Origin of the sequence: Streptomyces sp. Ag109_O5-10, from assembly GCF_900105755.1 — a bacterium.
Taxonomy (GTDB): domain Bacteria; phylum Actinomycetota; class Actinomycetes; order Streptomycetales; family Streptomycetaceae; genus Streptomyces.
In genome coordinates, this window is the sequence record NZ_FNTQ01000001.1 from 5,435,158 (window position 1) to 5,453,830 (window position 18,673).

At 71.6% G+C, this 18,673-nt stretch carries 14 protein-coding genes; 10 read left to right on the top strand and 4 right to left on the bottom strand.

What is annotated here, in order from left to right; all coding sequences use genetic code 11:
* Nucleotides 1–35: 35 nt before the first annotated feature.
* Nucleotides 36–1,646 carry a penicillin-binding transpeptidase domain-containing protein gene (locus BLW82_RS24965; protein WP_093501911.1) on the bottom strand — a complete coding sequence of 537 codons (1,611 nt, stop codon included), beginning with the start codon at nt 1,644–1,646 and terminating at the stop codon, nt 36–38.
* 155 nt (nt 1,647–1,801) lie between these two features.
* The gene (locus tag BLW82_RS24970; RefSeq protein WP_093501913.1) at nt 1,802–3,580 is read right to left on the bottom strand and encodes a dolichyl-phosphate-mannose--protein mannosyltransferase; all 1,779 of its coding nucleotides are present in this window, start codon (nt 3,578–3,580) and stop codon (nt 1,802–1,804) included.
* Nucleotides 3,581–3,709: 129 nt separating this feature from the next.
* Between BLW82_RS24970 and rsmI the strand changes: the two genes are divergently transcribed.
* From rsmI to BLW82_RS25020, 10 genes are all read left to right on the top strand, one after another.
* Entirely contained in the window at nt 3,710–4,558 is an 849-nt protein-coding gene (gene rsmI, locus BLW82_RS24975) for a 16S rRNA (cytidine(1402)-2'-O)-methyltransferase (RefSeq protein ID WP_093501915.1), read from the top strand.
* 460 nt (nt 4,559–5,018) lie between these two features.
* Nucleotides 5,019–5,453: a hypothetical protein gene (locus BLW82_RS24980; protein ID WP_093501917.1), complete on the top strand. Its 435-nt coding sequence runs from the start codon at nt 5,019–5,021 to the stop codon at nt 5,451–5,453.
* 46 nt (nt 5,454–5,499) lie between these two features.
* A complete protein-coding gene (locus tag BLW82_RS24985) occupies nt 5,500–6,402 on the top strand; it encodes a TatD family hydrolase (RefSeq protein WP_093501919.1) in 903 nt (300 codons plus the stop codon).
* 157 nt (nt 6,403–6,559) lie between these two features.
* The gene (locus tag BLW82_RS24990; RefSeq protein WP_256215950.1) at nt 6,560–8,059 is read left to right on the top strand and encodes a resuscitation-promoting factor; all 1,500 of its coding nucleotides are present in this window, start codon (nt 6,560–6,562) and stop codon (nt 8,057–8,059) included.
* A gap of 64 nt (nt 8,060–8,123) precedes the next feature.
* Nucleotides 8,124–8,993: a 16S rRNA (adenine(1518)-N(6)/adenine(1519)-N(6))-dimethyltransferase RsmA gene (gene rsmA / locus BLW82_RS24995; protein WP_093501922.1), complete on the top strand. Its 870-nt coding sequence runs from the start codon at nt 8,124–8,126 to the stop codon at nt 8,991–8,993.
* Nucleotides 8,990–9,892 carry a 4-(cytidine 5'-diphospho)-2-C-methyl-D-erythritol kinase gene (locus tag BLW82_RS25000; protein WP_093501924.1) on the top strand — a complete coding sequence of 301 codons (903 nt, stop codon included), beginning with the start codon at nt 8,990–8,992 and terminating at the stop codon, nt 9,890–9,892. The genes rsmA and BLW82_RS25000 overlap by 4 nt, the downstream gene beginning before the upstream one ends.
* A gap of 223 nt (nt 9,893–10,115) precedes the next feature.
* Entirely contained in the window at nt 10,116–11,930 is a 1,815-nt protein-coding gene (locus BLW82_RS25005) for an ABC-F family ATP-binding cassette domain-containing protein (RefSeq protein ID WP_093501926.1), read from the top strand.
* A gap of 263 nt (nt 11,931–12,193) precedes the next feature.
* Complete coding sequence (locus BLW82_RS25010; RefSeq protein WP_093501928.1) at nt 12,194–13,957, top strand: outer membrane protein assembly factor BamB family protein; 1,764 nt, start codon at nt 12,194–12,196, stop codon at nt 13,955–13,957.
* Between the two features lie 80 nt (nt 13,958–14,037).
* A complete protein-coding gene (locus BLW82_RS25015) occupies nt 14,038–15,717 on the top strand; it encodes an outer membrane protein assembly factor BamB family protein (protein WP_093501930.1) in 1,680 nt (559 codons plus the stop codon).
* Between the two features lie 203 nt (nt 15,718–15,920).
* Complete coding sequence (locus BLW82_RS25020; RefSeq protein ID WP_093501932.1) at nt 15,921–16,613, top strand: helix-turn-helix transcriptional regulator; 693 nt, start codon at nt 15,921–15,923, stop codon at nt 16,611–16,613.
* A gap of 6 nt (nt 16,614–16,619) precedes the next feature.
* Here the strand turns inward: BLW82_RS25020 and BLW82_RS25025 are convergent, their stop codons facing one another.
* Both BLW82_RS25025 and BLW82_RS25030 read right to left on the bottom strand, forming a co-directional pair.
* The gene (locus BLW82_RS25025; RefSeq protein WP_093501934.1) at nt 16,620–16,943 is read right to left on the bottom strand and encodes a hypothetical protein; all 324 of its coding nucleotides are present in this window, start codon (nt 16,941–16,943) and stop codon (nt 16,620–16,622) included.
* Between the two features lie 27 nt (nt 16,944–16,970).
* Nucleotides 16,971–18,671: a sodium:solute symporter family protein gene (locus tag BLW82_RS25030; RefSeq protein ID WP_093501936.1), complete on the bottom strand. Its 1,701-nt coding sequence runs from the start codon at nt 18,669–18,671 to the stop codon at nt 16,971–16,973.
* Between the last annotated feature and the right edge of the window lie 2 nt (nt 18,672–18,673).

Here is an 18,673-nt window from a genome sequence, read left to right on the forward strand (position 1 = left end):
GCACCAGCCTAGAGTCCCGGCCTGTGGGAGTGACGTCAGCCACCGATCCGTAGCACGCTTGCGACAATAGGACCGGCAGCGTCTATGCCGTGGCCGCCGTCCTGGGTCATGGCCGCGGCCGCGACGTCGTCGCGGTAGCCGGCGAACCAGCTGTTCGACTTGGACTGGCCGTCGACCTCCGCCGAACCCGTCTTGGCGCCGATGCTGCCGCTCAGCCCGCGCATCACCCCGGCCGCGGTGCCGCTGGTCGCGGTGCGGTTCATCATGGCGCGCAGCTGACCGACCGTGGCGGGGGAGAGGCCCTTCGCGGTGGCCAGTTCACGGCCGTCCAGCTTCCGCGAGACGAGCACCGGCTGCCGGAAGGTTCCCGTCATCGCGGTCGCCGCGACCGACGCCATGTTCAGCGGTGACATCTGCACCTGGCCCTGGCCGATCAGGTTGGCCGCGGTGTCCGGGCCGCCGGAGGCGGGGACCCGGCCGTCGAAGCTCGGGATGCCCACCTTCCAGTTGTTCTTGCCGAGCCCGAACCGGTCCTCGGCCTCCTTGGTGAGCGAGTCGACCTGGACCGAGTCCGCGTACTTCACGAACGCCGTGTTGCAGGAGCGCGCGAAGCTGTCCGAGAGGGTGGCCTTCTCGTCCGGCTGGAGTCCCTTGAGGTTGCTGAAGGTCTGGCTCTGCCAGGTCGCGGTCGGCGGGCAGGGCGCCGGGCCGCTCGCCGTCGTCAGCCCCGTGTCGATGAGGGTGGCCGCGCTGATGATCTTCATGGTGGAGCCGGGCGCCAGCTCCCCGAGGAAGGCCGCGTTGAAGCCGTCCTCGCGGTGGTTGGCGACCGCCAGCACCTCGCCGGTGCTGGGCTTGACGGCCACCACCGACGACTCGGCGTACTTCGTCACCGCGGTCTCGGCGGCGGCCTGCACGCGCGCGTCGAGCGTCGTGCGCAGCTTGCCCGCCCTGCCCTCCTCGAGGGTCAGCAGGGTGGTGTCGGCGGACTCCTGCGACGCGTGCTGGATGACCAGCTCCACGCCCGGGGTGCCGCCGGCCTTGTCGCCGTAGCGGCTGCGCAGCTCGTCCAGGATCGGACCCAGGGACGGGTACTTGTCCTTCGTGAGGACCACGCCGTTGCGGTCCACGGCCTCGATGGGCGGGCTGGCCGCCTCGCCGGTGGACAGGGTGTCGCCGCGCTTCAGCTCCGGGTGGACCACCGACGGGGCCCAGTCGACCAGCGCGCGGTGCGTGGTCTCGCCGCGCACGACGGTCAGACGGCTTCTGTAGGCGAGCGGCTTGGACTGCCCGCCGTAGGACACGGTCGCCTTCACGCTGTACGGCACGGTGGCGCCGGTCGCCTTGCCGGGCGTGATGTGCACGTCCTTGATGTGCGCCACGTCGCTGAAGGAGGTGAGCACGGGTTCGGCGTCGGCGGCGTCGTTCGTGAGCGACGCGGCGGTCGCCGCCTGGCCCTTCTCCCAGGCCGCGAAGAACTTCTGCGTGGCGTCCTTGATCTCGTCCTTGGTCGGCGGCCCCGTCCGCACGGTCGGCGTGCTGTCACCGCGCAACGTCGACAGAACGTTGTAGGCGCCGTACCCGCCCCCGCCCAGCACGGCTGCGCAGACGCCGCCGATCAGGGCGCCCTTGACCCCCTTGCGCATGATGCGAAAGTCCCTCCCCGTGAGCTTTTGCGCGTTTTGTGAACGCGTTCAAAAGCTGGTTGTGACCCGCACTGTAGGTCGTTGTGGGGCCGGTGTGACAGACGTTGACCGATTGTTGGCCGAACTGTTGGCCGAACGGAGATCAGGGATGTGGCTCACACCCAGGTATCGAGCCACATACGTGAACGCCAGGAGTCGATCGGGATCGCCGTGCCCGTGTACAGGGGCCAGAAGTAGATGAAGTTCCAGACGATCAGCAGCACCAGGACGCCCGCACTCGACGCGCCGACCAGCCGGCGGGTGTCACTGGAGCCCGGCGGACCGATGATCGCGCCGATCATCATCGCCACCGCGAGACACAGGAACGGCACGAAGACGACGGCGTAGAAGAGGAAGATCGTGCGTTCCTGGTACATGAACCAGGGCAGGTAACCGGCCGCGATGCCGCACGCGATGGCGCCGGCCCGCCAGTCGCGGCGGAACGCCCACCGCCACAGGACGTAGACGATCGCGAAGCAGGCCGCCCACCACAGCAGCGGCGTGCCGATCGCGAGCACCTCGCGGGCGCACTTCTGGCCGGCGTCCGACGGGCAGCCGTCCACCCCGGGGGACGGCGACTCGTAGTAGTACGACACCGGGCGGCCCAGCACCAGCCAGGACCACGGGTTCGACATGTACGTGTGCGGCGAGGACAGGCCGATGTGGAAGAGGTAGACCTCGTGCTCGTAGTGCCACAGACTGCGCAGCCAGTCCGGCAGGAACGTCCAGTTCCCGCCCTTGCCCGCGGTGGCCGCCCAGTTGCGGAAGTAGCCGCCGCTGCCGTCGGTGGGGGAGAGGATCCAGCCGATCCAGGAGGTCAGGTAGACGGCCACGGCGACCGTGCCCATCATCACCCAGGAGACGACCGACTCGACCAGCAACGGGGCGTTCCACCCCTTGGCACCTGCCACCTTGCGGGCGCCGCGGTCCCACAGGGCGGTCAGCACGATGAACGCCACCAGGAAGTACAGCCCGTTCCACTTGGTGCCGATGGCCAACCCCATCAGCAGGGCCGCCGCCCAGCGCCAGGGGCGCCACCCCAGCCAGGTGGTGTTCGCGACGTACGCGTTCGGCCGGACCCGCCCGTCCGCGTCCACCGGCAGCGCGGCCGCGAGCTTCGCCCGCGCCCTGTCCCGGTCGATGAGCAGGCAGCCGAACGCGGCCAGCACGAAGAACATCAGCACCCCGTCGAGCAGCGAGGTGCGGCTCATCACGAAGTGCAGACCGTCCACCGCCATCAGCGCGCCCGCCAGGCAGCCCAGGAAGGTGGACCGGAACATCCGGCGCCCGATCCGGCACAGCAGCAGCACGCTCAGCGTGCCGAGCAGCGCCGTCATGAACCGCCAGCCGAACGGGTTGAAGCCGAAGACCAGCTCCCCGAGCCCGATGACGTACTTGCCGACCGGCGGGTGCACGACGTAGGCCGCGTCCACCGGGATGCCGACGTGACCGGCCTTCTGCAGGATCAGGTCGTTGGCGTTCTTGTCCCAGTTGACCTCGAAACCGCGGTGGACGAGCGCCCACGCGTCCTTGGCGTAGTACGTCTCGTCGAATATCACCGCCTTCGGGCTGCCCAGGTTCCAGAACCGCAGCAGGCCCGCCATCAGCGTCACCAGCAGCGGACCGACCCAGCCCGACCAGCGGGTGATCCGCTTGGCGAGCACCGGGGGCACTCCCAGGGCGAGCCACAGCCGGGGGTTGGGCTCCGCGTACGGCGGCACCAGGCGGTCGACGACACCGGCGTGCGCGCCGGAGCCGGTGGCGCCTCTGTCACCGGGGGTGCGCGCCGTGTGCGCCGGGTAGCCGAACCGGTGCAGCCGCTGCTGCCACGTCGGCCGCTCGTCGAGCACTGCCTGGCCCTGCCGGGTGTCCGAGGAGGACGCGGTACTGGTCACCGCGCCATCGTAGGGAACCGTTCTGTGTGAGTCCCGTGCAATGGGGCTTCGCGGTGGGTTCCTTTGCGTTCACGGCCGCCGGGGCCCGCCGGGGACGGCGCTGTCGGTGGCGGCTGCGAGGATGGAGGTGTGACTGGAACCCTTGTCCTCGCAGGCACCCCCATCGGCGACGTCGCGGACGCCCCGCCCCGGCTCGCCGCGGAGCTGACCGGCGCCGACGTGATCGCGGCCGAGGACACGCGGCGGCTGCGGTGGCTCACCCAGGCGCTGGGGGTGACGCCCAAGGGGCGCGTGGTGTCGTACTTCGAGGGCAACGAGGCCGCCCGCACACCGGAGCTGGTCGAGGAACTCGTCGGCGGCGCGCGCGTGCTGCTCGTGACCGACGCGGGGATGCCGTCCGTCTCGGACCCCGGCTACCGGCTGGTCGCGGCCGCCGTGGAGAAGGAGATCCGGGTCACGGCCGTACCGGGGCCGTCCGCCGTGCTCACCGCGCTCGCGCTGTCCGGACTGCCCGTCGACCGGTTCTGCTTCGAGGGGTTCCTGCCGCGCAAGGCGGGCGAGCGCCGCTCGCGGCTCCAGGAGGTCGCCGAGGAGCGCCGCACCCTCGTCTACTTCGAGGCCCCGCACCGCCTCGACGACACCCTCGCCGCCATGGCCGAGGTCTTCGGCGCCGAGCGGCGGGCCGCCGTCTGCCGCGAGCTGACCAAGACGTACGAGGAGGTGCGGCGCGGGCCGCTGGCCGAGTTGGCGGTGTGGGCCGCCGAGGGGGTGCGCGGCGAGATCACCGTCGTCGTCGAGGGCGCGCCCGAGCGGGGGCCGGAGGAACTCGACGCGGAGGAGCTGGTGCGCCGGGTGCGGGTGCGGGAGGAGGCCGGGGAGCGGCGCAAGGAGGCGATCGCGGCGGTGGCGGTGGCGGCGGGGGTTCCCAAGCGGGTGGTGTTCGACGCCGTGGTGGCGGCGAAGCGCTCCGCCGAGTGAGAGCCGGGGTTTTCCGGGAGCGCCGTCCTGGTTGCTCCCGCGCAGCGGTCCGCGGGTCGTGGACGGCTGGTCGCGCAGTTCCCCACGCCCCTTCGGGGCAGCTCGGGCCGGGGTTTCGAAGGGGGCGCGCCGTGGTCTCCGAGCGGGTCGCTTCTCTGCTGAGCGTGCGCCCCTGACCTGCGGTGATGTGTCCTCTGAGCGGGGTGCTTCTCCTCTGAGCGCGCGCCCCACGGGACGGTAAAGCGGAGGCGGGAAACGCAAAGCCCAGCCCTCCGCGGTGAGGCCCGTTTGGCAAGCCGGCGCCAAATCGCCTCCAACACTCGGCAGGCCTGTCGCATTCGCGGAGGTGAAGGCGTCCACTGGTCGTGAGGGACGCACCCGTCCCTCACCCCCAGGGGATTCCGGGGGGAATCCCCGTGGTGGGGGTGCGTGCTTGTCCAAGCGGACAAGAGGAGCTGGCATGAGTGAGATCGCAGGGCAGACCGGCCTCCACGGTGCGGCCACAGCCGTCGTCCACGAGTCGTATTCCTTCGCCTGCATGCGATGCGGGCACGGCTGGGAGCAGTCGTACGAGATACAGCACCACACCGACGCCGACAACCACGAGTTCGTCAGGTACGTGGCCGACGGCCGGGTCGTCCCGTCGCCGCTGAGCAGGCCCTCGTGCCAGAACTGCGACGGCCAGGTCCTGCGGATCATGCGCGCGGGGCAGGTCTCGTCGGTGCGGAACGCCGCGCAGCGCTCGCACCAGCCGACGGGGCAGGTCCGTCCCGCGGGGCAGACCGGTGCGGAGAGCGGGCCGGCCGAGGCGGCGGAGACCTCCGCGGAGGTCGGGCAGCCGCACCACTGGCACCTGTCGGATCTCCTGCATCCCTTCCAGCGCAAGGCGAGCTGACCCGGGCGCGGGACCGGCGGGCATGCCCCTTTCGTAGGATCGGGGCATGCCTTCGAACGCCTCCGGTACGGCCTCCCGTACGGCCGACAAGAACGCGGCGCCGCCGCTCCCGGAACCTCTCCGGGTGCCCGTCGCCGACTCCCACACGCACCTCGACATGCAGTCCGGCACGGTCGAGGAGGGCCTCGCGAAGGCCGCGTCGGTGGGCGTCACGACCGTCGTCCAGGTCGGCTGCGACATCAAGGGCTCCCGGTGGGCGGCCGACACCGCCGCCGCGCACGCGAATGTCCACGCGACCGTCGCCCTGCACCCCAACGAGGCCCCGCGCATCGTGCACGGGGATCCCGACGGCTGGTCCCGGCAGGGGGCGCGCGCCGGGGGCGGGGACGCGGCGCTGGACGAGGCGCTCGCCGAGATCGACCGGCTGGCCGGGCTGCCCCAGGTGAAGGGCGTCGGCGAGACCGGCCTCGACTACTTCAGGACCGGGCCCGAGGGCAAGGCCGCCCAGGAGCGCTCCTTCCGCGCCCACATCGAGATCGCCAAGCGGCACGGCAAGGCCCTCGTCATCCACGACCGCGACGCCCACGCCGACGTCCTGCGCGTCCTCAAGGAGGAGGGCGCCCCCGAGCGGACCGTGTTCCACTGCTACTCCGGGGACGCCGTGATGGCCGAGGAGTGCGCCCGCGAGGGCTACTTCATGTCCTTCGCCGGCAACGTCACCTTCAAGAACGCCCAGAACCTGCGGGACGCGGTGGCGGTGGCCCCCCTGGAACTGCTCCTGGTGGAGACCGACGCGCCCTTCCTGACCCCCGCCCCGTACCGCGGACGGCCCAACGCCCCGTATCTCATTCCGGTCACGGTGCGCGCGATGGCCGCCGTCCGCGGCATCGACGAGGACGCGCTGGCGACGGCCCTGTGCGCGAACACGGCCCGCGCTTTCGACTACTGAGCGTATATAGATCGTAACTGCCGTATAACGTTCGCCGGGGCGCACCTGTGGTTCGCACGCGACCGTGAGTAGTCGTGCCGCTTTGGAGAGTGACGGACGCTCCGCTAGGTTCTGGGGGCCCGATCCGGACCCCTCTGGCCCTCTGGAGCGTGTCGGCGTGAGCACATCGCAATACGAGACGTCTGGGGCGTACGACCCCTACGGCGCGCCCGGAGCGCACGGCGCGCAGGAGATGCACGAGACGCGCGAGATGCACGGCGTGCACGACGGCGGGGCGCCGGCGTACGGCACGGCGTACGGCGGCGACACGTACCAGCCGGCGTACGAGGCCGCCGCGCAAGCCGCACAAGCTGTACAGGCCGCACAGGCCGCACAGGCCGCGCAGGCCGCGCAGGCCGCGCAGGCCGCGCAGGCGTACGCCGGGGAACAGATGCTGCCGCGGCAGGACGAGCGCGGGGCGGTGGCGGAGGCGCAGGCGGCGGGTGAGGCGCGGGAGGCGGGTGAGCGCGTCGGCGCGGGGCGACGCGCCGCACGCCGGCGCAAGGCGCGCTACTCCAGGCGCCCCGAGTCCGCCGTGCGCCGGCTGCTGCCGCAGGCGCTCGTCGTCGCGTTCCTCGCGGGCGGCACCACCGCGTTCCTCGCCAAGGACAAGGCGATCGAGCTGACCGTGGACGGCAAGCCGCGCACCCTGCACACGTTCGCCGACGACGTGACCGGGCTGCTGGCCGAGGAGGGCGTACCGGTCGGCGCGCACGACGTGGTCGCCCCCGCCCCCGGTACCGCCCTGGCCAGCGGCGACGAGGTCGCGGTGCGCTACGGCCGCCCAGTACGGCTCACGCTGGACGGCGAGCGGCGCGAGGTGTGGACGACGGCGCGCACGGTGGACGGGGCGCTCAGGCAGCTCGGGGTGCGGGCCGAGGGCGCGTACCTGTCCGCCTCGCGCTCCCAGAACATCGGCCGCGCCGGGCTCGCGCTCGACGTCCGCACCGAACGCACGGTCACGATCCTGGCGGACGGCCGGACCCGGACCATCCGCACCAACGCCGCGACCGTCGGCGAGGCCGTCGAGGAGGCCGGGATCACCCTGCATGGCCAGGACACCACCTCCGTCTCCCAGGCCGGCTTCCCGCGCGACGGGCAGACCGTGACCGTGCTGCGCGTCACCGGCAGCAAGGAGGTCCGCGAGGAGACCATCCCGTTCCAGGTGCGGCGGACGGCGGACCCGACGCTGTTCAAGGGCACCGAGGTGGTGGAGCGGGCCGGGCGGCCGGGGCTGCGCCGTGTGACCTATTACCTGCGCTCCGTCAACGGTGTCCGGCAGAAGCCGCACCGCGAGACGTCCGAGGTGGTCCGGGAGGCGCGCACCCAGCTGGTCAAGGTGGGGACCAAGCCGCACCCCGACTCCGTGGCCGGCGCCGACGGCCTGAACTGGCACGGTCTCGCCGTCTGCGAGTCCGGCGGCCGCGCGCACGCCGTGGACCCGTCCGGGACGTACGGCGGTCTGTACCAGTTCGACACCCACACCTGGCACAGCCTCGGCGGCAACGGCCGCCCGCAGGACGCCTCGGCGGAGGAACAGACGTTCCGCGCGAAGAAGCTCTACGTGAGCCGCGGCTCCACGCCCTGGCCGCACTGCGGGGCGCGGCTGCACAAGTGACCGCCGGAAGCCGCCGCACGGGCGACCGGCCGGAGGCGATCGCGGCGGCCCGTACCCTTGTCCCGTGAGCAGCCCCACCCCCGACGCCCTCCTCGGCCCCGCCGACATCCGTGAGCTGGCGGCAGCGCTCGGTGTCCGCCCCACCAAGCAGCGCGGCCAGAACTTCGTGATCGACGCCAACACGGTCCGCCGTATCGTCCGCACCGCCGGGGTCCGCCCGGACGACGTCGTCGTGGAGGTCGGCCCGGGGCTCGGGTCCCTCACGCTCGCGCTCCTGGAGGTCGCCGACCGGGTCACCGCCGTCGAGATCGACGACGTGCTGGCCGGCGCCCTGCCCGCGACGGTCGCGGCGCGCATGCCGGCGCGGGCGGACCGGTTCGCGCTGGTCCACTCCGACGCGATGCACGTCACCGAGCTGCCGGGACCGCCGCCGACCGCCCTCGTCGCGAACCTCCCCTACAACGTCGCCGTCCCCGTCCTGCTCCACGTGCTCGACACGTTCCCGAGCATCGAGCGGACGCTGGTCATGGTGCAGTCCGAGGTCGCCGACCGGCTCGCCGCCGGACCCGGCAACAAGGTGTACGGCGTGCCGTCCGTCAAGGCCAACTGGTACGCCGAGGTCAAGCGCGCCGGCGCCATCGGGCGCAACGTCTTCTGGCCCGCGCCCAACGTCGACAGCGGGCTCGTCTCGCTCGTCCGGCGCGCGGAGCCGCTGAAGACGACGGCCTCGAAGCGGGAGGTCTTCGCGGTCGTCGACGCGGCGTTCGCGCAGCGCCGCAAGACCCTGCGGGCGGCGCTCGCCGGCTGGGCCGGGTCCCCGGCGGCCGCCGAGGCGGCACTGGTCGCGGCCGGGGTCTCGCCGCAGGCCCGCGGCGAGGCGCTGACGGTCGAGGAGTTCGTGCGGATCGCAGAGCACAAGGAGTCCAGCCAGTGAGCGTCACGGTACGCGTCCCCGCCAAGGTCAACGTCCAGCTCGCGGTGGGCGCCGCGCGCCCCGACGGCTTCCACGACCTGGCCAACGTCTTCCTCGCCGTCGGCCTCTACGACGAGGTCACGGTCACGCCCGCCGACGAGCTGACCGTCACCTGCGAGGGCCCGGACGCCGCCGAGGTCCCCCTCGACCGCACGAACCTCGCGGCGCGCGCGGCGCTCGCACTCGCCGAGCGCCGGGGCATCGAACCCGCCGTGCACATCCACATCGCCAAGGACATCCCGGTCGCCGGCGGCATGGCCGGGGGGAGCGCGGACGGGGCGGGCGCGCTGCTCGCGTGCGACGAGCTCTGGCAGGCGGGCGCCTCCCGTACCGAACTCCTCGCCATCTGCGCCGAACTCGGCAGCGACGTGCCGTTCAGCCTGGTCGGCGGCGCCGCCCTCGGTATCGGACGGGGCGAGCGGCTGACCGTGCTGGAGACCGGCGGCACCTTCCACTGGGTGTTCGCGATGGCGGAGCGGGGCCTGTCGACGCCGGCCGTCTTCCGCGAGTTCGACCGCCTGGCGCAGGGGCGGGACATCCCGGAGCCGGTGGCCTCGCCGGACCTGCTCCAGGCGCTGGCGAAGGGGGACGCGGACGCGCTGGCCGCCGCCGTCTCCAACGACCTCCAGCCCGCCGCGCTCTCCCTCTTCCCGGAGCTCGCGGACACCCTCGACGCGGGGCGCGGGGCCGGAGCGCTCGCCGCCCTCGTCTCGGGCTCCGGGCCCACGACGGCCTTCCTCGCCCGCCACCCGGAGTCGGCCACCAAGATCGCCGACGCCCTGCGCACCTCCGGCACCTGCCACACGGTCCGCACGGCGACGGCCCCCGCACCGGGCGCCACGGTGATCCCTGGGGTGTAAGCAAGCGCCCCGAAGGGTCACTGGGGGTCCCCCCCGGCCGAAGGCTGGGGACGAACTGCGCGACCAGCCACGACGGCGCAGCAGCCGGCGGCCGGCGTGTGGCGGCACTTCCCGCGGCGCGCGCAGGCTCCGCTGCCTCGGCCGCTCCCACAGCGGCCGAAGGATCACGGCTGACCTCCGACTACCCTGGATGGGCGATCCATCCCCCGTGCGCAGGAGTGAAATGGCCGTCAACCTGGTCAATGTCGAGAACGTCAGCAAGGTCTACGGCACCCGTGCCCTGCTGGACGGCGTCTCGCTCGGCGTGTCGGAGGGGGACCGCATCGGCGTGGTGGGCCGCAACGGCGACGGCAAGACCACCCTGATCCGGATGCTCGCCAAGCTGGAGGAGGCCGACACCGGCCGGGTCACGCACTCCGGCGGGCTGCGGCTCGGCGTCCTCACCCAGCACGACTCCCTGGACCCGGCCGCGACCGTCCGGCACGAGGTCATCGGCGACATGGCCGACCACGAGTGGGCAGGCAACGCCAAGGTCCGGGACGTCCTGACCGGTCTCTTCGGCGGGCTCGACCTGCCGGGCTTCCCCAAGGGCCTGGACACCGTCATCGGGCCGCTGTCCGGCGGTGAGCGGCGGCGTATCGCGCTCGCCAAGCTGCTCATCGAGGAGCAGGACCTCCTCGTGCTCGACGAGCCGACGAACCATCTCGACGTCGAGGGCATCGCCTGGCTCGCCCGGCACCTGAGCACGCGCCGCTCGGCGCTGGTCTGCGTCACCCACGACCGCTGGTTCCTCGACCAGGTCTGCACCCGCATGTGGGACGTGCAGCGCGGCGACGTCTACGAGTACGAGGGCGGCTACTCGGACTACGTCTTCGCCCGTGCGGAGCGCGAGCGGATCGCGGCCACCGAGGAGACCAAGCGGCAGAACCTCGTCCGCAAGGAGCTGGCGTGGCTGCGCCGGGGAGCCCCCGCCCGGACCTCCAAGCCTCGTTTCCGGGTCGAGGCCGCCAACGAGCTGATCGCCGACGTGCCGCCGCCGCGGGACACCTCCGAGCTGATGAAGTTCGCCTCCTCCCGGCTCGGCAAGACGGTGTTCGACCTGGAGGACGTGACCGTCCAGGCCGGTCCCAAGGTGCTGCTCAAGCACGTCACCTGGCAGCTCGGCCCCGGCGACCGCATCGGCCTGGTCGGCGTCAACGGCGCCGGCAAGACCTCGCTGCTGCGCGCCATGGCCGAGGCCGCCCGGACGGAGGGCGAGACGCAGCCGGCGGGCGGCCGGATCGCCGTCGGCAAGACCGTGAAGCTGGCCTACCTCTCCCAGGAGGTCGCCGAACTGAACCCGAACACGCGGGTCCTGGAGGCGGTCCAGCAGGTGCGCGAGCGCGTCGACCTCGGCAAGGGGCGTGAGATGACCGCCGGGCAGCTGTGCGAGACGTTCGGCTTCAGCAAGGAGAAGCAGTGGACGCCGGTCGGCGACCTGTCCGGCGGTGAGCGCCGCAGGCTCCAGCTGCTGCGCCTGCTCATGGACGAGCCGAACGTCCTCTTCCTCGACGAGCCCACCAACGACCTGGACATCGAGACCCTCACCCAGCTGGAGGACGTCCTCGACGGCTGGCCCGGCTCGATGATCGTGATCTCCCACGACCGGTTCTTCGTCGAGCGGACCACCGACCGCGTCTTCGCCCTCCTCGGCGACGCCGCGCTGCGGATGCTGCCGCGGGGCATCGACGAGTACCTGGAGCGCAGGCAGCGCATGGAGGAGACGGTCGCCGCCACCGCCGGCGCCGCTGCCGCCGCCGCCAAGCCCGCCTCGACCGAGCGGAGCGCCGCCGACCAGCGGGTGGCCAAGAAGGAACTCCAGAAGATCGAACGGCAGTTGGACCGCGTCTCCGAGAGGGAGACCAAGCTGCACGACCAGATCGCCGCGAACGCGACGGACTTCGCGAAGGTCGCCGAACTCGACGCCCAGTTGCGCGACCTGGCCGGAGAGCGCGAGGAACTGGAGATGCGCTGGCTGGAGTTGGCGGAGGACGCGTAACAGGCGTACCCACCGGCGTGAATGAGCCCTCTTCCCCTCCCCGCGCAACCCCCTTGCGCCGGGACGGTGAAGGGGGCGTGAAGGCGCGTAACGGCGCCATCACGGGCCGGTTCTCCCTTGGGAACAGCGGCAGATGCGGGCCCGTGGGCTGTCGGTGCCGGGTGGTACAAAGGTCAGTCTGAGAACTGCCTGAGCGCGACCGCGGGTCCGTCACCGGCCTCGGGCAGTGGCTCGAAATCAGTGAACGAGGGGGAAGAACGCTGATGTCACAGCCGCCCGGCCAGCCGCCGCAGGGCGCTTTCGGAGCGCCACAGGACCCGCCGCCACCGGGCGGCGGCTTCGGCCCTCCCCAACAGCCGCCCGCCCAGGGCGGTTTCGGCGCGCCTCAGGGCATGCCCCCGCTCCCTCCCCAGCCGCCCCACCAGCCCCAGCCGGGGTACGGCTACCCTCAGCAGCCCGCCCCCGGCACCTATGCCCAGCCGGCCGGCCCCTACGGCACACCGGGCCCGTACGGGCCGCAGCCCGGGTACGGCTATCCCCAGCAGCAGCCGCAGTACCCCGGCGGACCGGGGATGCCCCCGCCGCCCGGCGGCGGAGGCGGCCGCGGGCCGTTCAAGGGGAAGCCCGCGCTGATCGTCGCGGCGGCGGTGGCCGGACTGCTGGTCGTCGGCGGCACGGTGTACGCCGTGACCAGCGGCGGGGACGGCGGCGGGAAGCCGGTCGCCCGGCAGTCCGACGACCCCGCGTCCGCCGGCACCCCGGCCGACCCCGGTGACGGCAGCGGCGACGGCCGCGCGGACCCGGAGAACCTCAACGCGGGCCGCAGGTCGGGCGAGGCCAAGGTGCTCTGGTACAAGTCGGCACCCGACGCGCCGGCCTCCGGCGCCGACGCACCCGGCATGTGGATCACCGCGAAGACGGCGGTGAAGGCGGCGTACAAGCAGGTCTTCGCCTACAAGGTCGGCAACGGCGACCCGGCCTGGGCCCCGATCACCTTCCCGCAGAAGATCTGCGCGGTCACCTCGCAGAAGTCCGCGGACGACAAGGTCGTCGTGGCCTACATGAACGGCACCAGCGACCGCGCCAAGTGCAACCAGCTGCAGGAGATCGACCTCGACACGGGCCGGAAGGGCTGGACCGCGACCGTCGCCGACGGCGGACTGTTCGACAGCGCGCTCAGCATCGAGCTGACGATCAGCGGAAAGACGCTGATGGTGGGCCGTTCCCAGTCCGGCACGGCGTACGACCTCGCCGGCGGACACAAGCTGTACGACAAGAAGGAGTACGGCGCGTCCTGCTTCCCGACGGGGTTCGCGGGCGGCCCGGACCGGCTGGTCCAGGTGGCGTCCTGCGCCGCCGGCGCCGGCGCCGAGCACGACGAGATCTCGCAGCTCGACCCGGCCACCGGCAAGGTCGAATGGACCCAGCCGGTCAAGAAGGGCTGGCAGGTCGAGCGCACCTACTCCGTCGACCCGCTCGTGGTCTACATGACCAACGAGGAGAAGAAGGCCTGGAACATCTCGGTCCTGGACGGCAAGGGCGCGTTCCGTTCCGAGGTCAAGGTCGACGAGAAGTTCGCGCCCGAGTGCGGCTGGGCGCTCCTGGCCCGCGACCTGCAGGGCTGCCAGGGCGTGGCCGTCGACGCGAACACCCTCTACCTGCCGACCGACGTGAGCGGCAGCGCCAACGAGATCGTCGCGATCAGCCTGACCGACGGCACGGCGAAGTGGCGGGTGAAGTCGCCGACGGACGAGTCGATGTACCCGGTCAAGGTCGAGGGCGGCAGACTCGTCGCCTACGTACGGCCGTCGTACGACGCGGGCGGCCAGGTCGTGTCGATCCCGACCACCGGCGCGAGCCACCGGACGGCCAGGCTGCTGCAGAACCCGCGGCACACAGCCGACATCGAGGGCGGCTTCTACGACGGAGCGGTCGACTGGGCCGGCGGCCGCTTCTACCTCTCCTCCACACGGCTGACCGGCAGCGACGACGCGAAGGAGAAGCTGATGATGGCCTTCGGCAACTGAACGGAGCCCGTCCCCGCGCCGTCCCGCAAGCCACGCCGTCCCCAGCCGTCTCACGCGCCGTCTCCCGAGGTACTCCCGCCATGACCCAGCCGCCCCCGCCCCCGCCCAACCAGCCCCCGAACCCGTACACCCAGCAGCCCGGTTACGGCTACCCGAACCAGCCGCCGCCCCAGCAGCCCGGCTACGGCTACCCGAACCAGCCCCCGGCCCCGAACCCGTACGCCCAGCAGCCCGGTTACGGCTACCCGCAGCAGCCGCCCCAGCCCGGCTACGGCTACCCGGGCGGCCAACCCGGCCGGCCCGCCCCGCCGGGCGGCCCCCGCCGCAACAACGCCGCGCTGTTCATCGTCGTCGCCGCGGTCGTCGCCATCGCGCTGATCGTCGGCGGCGGCATCTGGTACGCCAAGTCCTCCGGCGGCCACCGCAAGAAGGACGACACGGCGAACTCCACCGGCGGCACCGGCGGCCAGGGCGCGGACGGCGGGGAGACCGGCAGGGGGACCGAGAAGGTGCCCGCGGACCCCACCTCCAAGGTCCTCTTCCAGGTCCCGCTGCCCACGGCGCGGGACACCACCGTCACGGCCGGTTCCTGGCTCACCGGCAAGGTGTACGCGAAGACCGGCATCGCCCGGATCACCGGCTACGACCCCGATACGGGCGCCAAGCTGTGGACGATCCCGCTGTCCGGCCCGGTCTGCCGCGCCACCGGGCACGTCAGCGCCGACGGCCGGACCGCGGTCGTCTTCCAGCCGAAGATGCCCGCGAAGGGCTCCACGGCCGGCTGCACCCAGGTGGCCGCGATCGACCTGAACACCGGCAGGAAGCTCTGGACCCAGACGGTCAAGTCCGGTGACGTACCGGTCAACTTCGACAACGTGACGGTCGCTCAGCAGACGGTCGCGGTCGGCGGCTCCAGCGGCGGCGCCGCCTTCGACCTCGCCTCCGGCAAGGTCCGCTGGCAGCCGAAGGCGGCCGACAGCTGCGACGACGCCGGCTACGGTGGCGGCGCCAAGCTGGTCGCGGTCCGCAGGTGCGGCAGCGGCGACGCCGGCCAGTTGCGCATCCAGACCCTCGACCCGGTCTCCGGCAAGGTGCTCTCCGAGTACCGGATGGCCTCGGGCATCGACTACGCCAGCGTCGTGTCGACCGACCCGCTGGTGGTGGCCGCCGACGTCAACAACAGCGCCGGCGACGGCAGCGGCTTCTCGGACGTCTTCTCCATCGACAACAGGACCGGCGCCCTGCGCACCCGCATCTCCACGCCGGGCAGTTCCTACGCGGCCCGCTGCGACGGGATCTACGAACTGGAGAAGTGCACGGGAGTGGTGGTGGGCAACGACCGGCTCTACCTGGCGACCGAGCGGCACGACGGCGACGGGGACTACACCAAGACCAACGAGATCGTCGCCTTCGACCTGGGCACCGGCAAGCAGACCGGCCAGCGTGCCGACGCCGGGGACAACTACACCATCACGCCCCTGCGCATGGACGGCCCCGACGTGATCGCGTACAAGAACGCCCCGTACGACAAGGGCGCTCAGGTCGTCAGCATCGACGGCGGCTCGTTCAAGGAGACCAAGCTGCTGGAGAACCCGGTGACCACGGCGGTCAAGACCGTGGAGACCACCATGTCGCCCGACTACGCCGAAGTCCGCTACTCCCAGGGGCACCTCTACCTGTCCGCCGGGTACGCCCACGCCCCGACGTCCTCGTCGTCGGCGAAGGAGTACCTGGTCACGGCTTTCGGCGCGGGTGGCTGATACGCGCTCTTCACCCTCGAATACGAGAAAACCCAGAGATTCCTCCGATCCGGGGCACTTCTCATCAGTAGGGGCAGCGCAACGTCGAACAAGCGTGTAGCTTCCGGGGGCATGAAGGACGGGGTGCCGGGGGGCCCTCTGTCCATGCGGACCAGTGGGCATCCATAGTGGGGCATCCATTGGGGGGACTGGGGGGTTGCTCTATGGGAGTGCGGCTCATGGTGGTCGACGACCACCGGTTGCTCGCGGAGGCGCTGGCCTCGGCGCTGAAACTGCGCGGCCACCGGGTGCTCGCGGCGGCGGCACCGGCGGCGGGCGCGGCCGAACTGGTGATCACACGGGCACCCGAGGTGTGCCTGCTCGGGACGGCGACACCGGCCGAGCCGGGGATCTTCGACCCGGTGGTGAGGATCAAGCGGGAACGGCCGCAGGTCGCCGTCCTGGTCCTGGGCCCGGTGCCGTCCCCGCGGGGCATCGCGGCGGCCTTCGCCGCGGGCGCCTCCGGGTACGTACGGCACGACGAGCGGATAGAGGGTGTCGAGCGGGCCATCATGAAGGCGCGGGCCGGGGAGGCCGCCGTGGCCCCCGCCCTGTTGCAGGGTGCCTTCGGCGAACTCCTCAACCCGGCCGCCCAGCCCGACGACGAGGGCCAGCGACTCCTGCAGATGCTCACCCCGAGGGAGGTCGAGGTCCTGGTCCGCGTCGCCGACGGCGAGGACACCCGCCTCATCGCCGCCGGCATGGGCATCGCCCCGAGCACGGCCCGCACCCACGTACAGCGGGTGCTGATGAAGCTGGGGGTGGGGTCGCGCCTGGAGGCGGCGGCTCTGGCGGCACGAACGGGCCTGCTGGACAGGGCAGGCCCGCTCGACAGTTCGGCAAGGCCGGACTTCTAGACCGGATCAGTCATCGGCGTCTTTTGCCGGAGGCGCCGGCGGGGTGGGCCTGAGCCAGAGCCACACCAGGAAGAACACCCCCAGCAACAGCATCCCGATCCCGGTCCACAGGTTGATGTTGATTCCCTGTGCCTTGTCGATCTCGGCCTGCGAGTCCGTGATGCCGGTGATCGTGACGATGATCCCGTACAGCACGAACAGCCCGCCGATGATCCGCCGCAGATCGAAGATCCGCGCGGCGGTCGCGGACCGGCCCTGCAGCTCGGAGACCTCGCGCTGGACGTCCTGCTCGGAGTAGTGGAACCCGGAGTGCCCGGAGTCGTCGGTCATGGTCTCTCCATCCTCCCGCTACCGGGACTAGAACGAGAACGGGATGTAGCAGGCGGCGGCCAGGATCACCGCGCCCCAGCCCAGCAGCGCCGGCCGCCGGTACCAGGCCTCGTCGCCGGGTGCGGGCGCCTCCGCCATGCCGGGAGAGCGTGTGCCGTAGACGAGGCCCGCGAGTTCGGCCTCCGGCTTGGGCGCGGTGAACAGGGACACGATCACCATCACCACCGCGCCGGCCACGAATCCGGCGATCGCGGAGACGAAGTTGGCGCCCTGGTCGGTGGGGATGTGGATGACGCCCTTCTTGTAGAGGACGAAGTAGTTGACCATCGCGGTCACGGTGCCCGCGAGCAGCCCCCAGAAGCCGGACTTCGCCGAGGCCCGCTTCCAGAACATGCCGACGATGAAGACGACGAACATCGGCACGTTGAAGAAGGAGAACAGCGTCTGGAGGTAGCTCATGATGTTCGAGAAGGAGGACGCGAGGAACGCGGTACCGATCGACGCGCAGACGCCGATCGCCGTGATGAGGCGTCCGAAGCGCACGTAGTAGCCGTCCTCCCGGCCCTTCACCACGTACTTCGCCCAGATGTCCGTCGTGAACACGGTGTTGAAGGACGACACGTTGGCCGCCATACCGGCCATGAAGGCGGCCAGCAGCCCGGTCACCGCGATGCCGAGCACGCCGTTGGGCAGCAGCTGCGACATCAGGTAGGGGATCGCGTCGTTGTACTGGAGGTCCGACCCGGAGGTGCCGATGTCCGGCACGAGGGCGGCGGCGACCAGGCCCGGGATCATCACCAGGAAGACGATGAAGATCTTCGGGTAGGCCGCGATCAGCGGGGTGCGCTGGGCGGCGGACAGGTTCTTCGCCGACAGGGCGCGCTGCACCTCGGCGAAGTTCGTCGTCCAGTAGCCGAAGGAGAGCACGAAGCCGAGCCCGAGGACGATGGTCAGCCAGTTCGCGCCGAGCGGGTTGACGGAGCCGATGCCGGTGCCGCCCCAGGCGGTCGTGAAGTTGTGGCCGTGGGTGGCGGTGAGCTTGTCGACCAGGCCGTCCCAGCCGCCCACCTTCTTCAGGCCCAGCACGGACAGCGGGATCAGGGCCGCCAGGATCACGAAGAACTGCAGCACCTCGTTGTAGATGGCCGAGGAGAGACCGCCGAGGGTGATGTAGGCCAGCACGAACGCGCCGGCCACCACGATCGCCACCCACTGCGGCCAGCCGAGCAGTGCCTCCACGACGATCGCCAGGGCGTACAGGTTCACACCGGCGATCAGAATGGCGGCGAAGGCGAACAGGATCGAACTGAGCAGGTGTGCGGCTCTGTCGAAGCGGAGCAGCAGCATCTCGGGGACCGAGCGGACCTTGCTGCCGTAGTAGAAGGGCATCATCACCAGGCCGAGGAAGACCATGGCCGGGATGGCGCCGATCCAGTACCAGTGCACGGTGTACGCGCCGTACTGCGCGCTGTTGGCGGCCATGCCGAGGATCTCGGTGGCGGCCAGGTTGGCCGAGATGAACGCGAGTCCGGTGATCCAGGCGGGCAGCGACCGTCCGGAGAGGAAGAAGTCGAGGCTGGTCCTCACCGAGCGGCGGGCCGCGAAGCCGATGCCCAGGACGACGGCGAAGTAGATCGCGAGGATCGTGTAGTCCAGCCCGTTGGTCGGGAGCCGCAGCCCCGCCGCGAGGTATGTGGGGGATACGGGGGCATCTGTGGGGTTCTGCACCC

Coding starts and splice junctions, on each gene's coding strand:
- BLW82_RS24965 (WP_093501911.1), bottom strand. CDS start 1,646: ATGCGCAAGGGGGTCAAGGGCGCCCTGATCGGCGGCGTCTGCGCAGCC.
- BLW82_RS24980 (WP_093501917.1), top strand. CDS start 5,019: ATGAGTGAGATCGCAGGGCAGACCGGCCTCCACGGTGCGGCCACAGCC.
- BLW82_RS24985 (WP_093501919.1), top strand. CDS start 5,500: ATGCCTTCGAACGCCTCCGGTACGGCCTCCCGTACGGCCGACAAGAAC.
- BLW82_RS25005 (WP_093501926.1), top strand. CDS start 10,116: ATGGCCGTCAACCTGGTCAATGTCGAGAACGTCAGCAAGGTCTACGGC.
- BLW82_RS25010 (WP_093501928.1), top strand. CDS start 12,194: ATGTCACAGCCGCCCGGCCAGCCGCCGCAGGGCGCTTTCGGAGCGCCA.
- BLW82_RS25015 (WP_093501930.1), top strand. CDS start 14,038: ATGACCCAGCCGCCCCCGCCCCCGCCCAACCAGCCCCCGAACCCGTAC.
- BLW82_RS25020 (WP_093501932.1), top strand. CDS start 15,921: ATGGGAGTGCGGCTCATGGTGGTCGACGACCACCGGTTGCTCGCGGAG.
- BLW82_RS25025 (WP_093501934.1), bottom strand. CDS start 16,943: ATGACCGACGACTCCGGGCACTCCGGGTTCCACTACTCCGAGCAGGAC.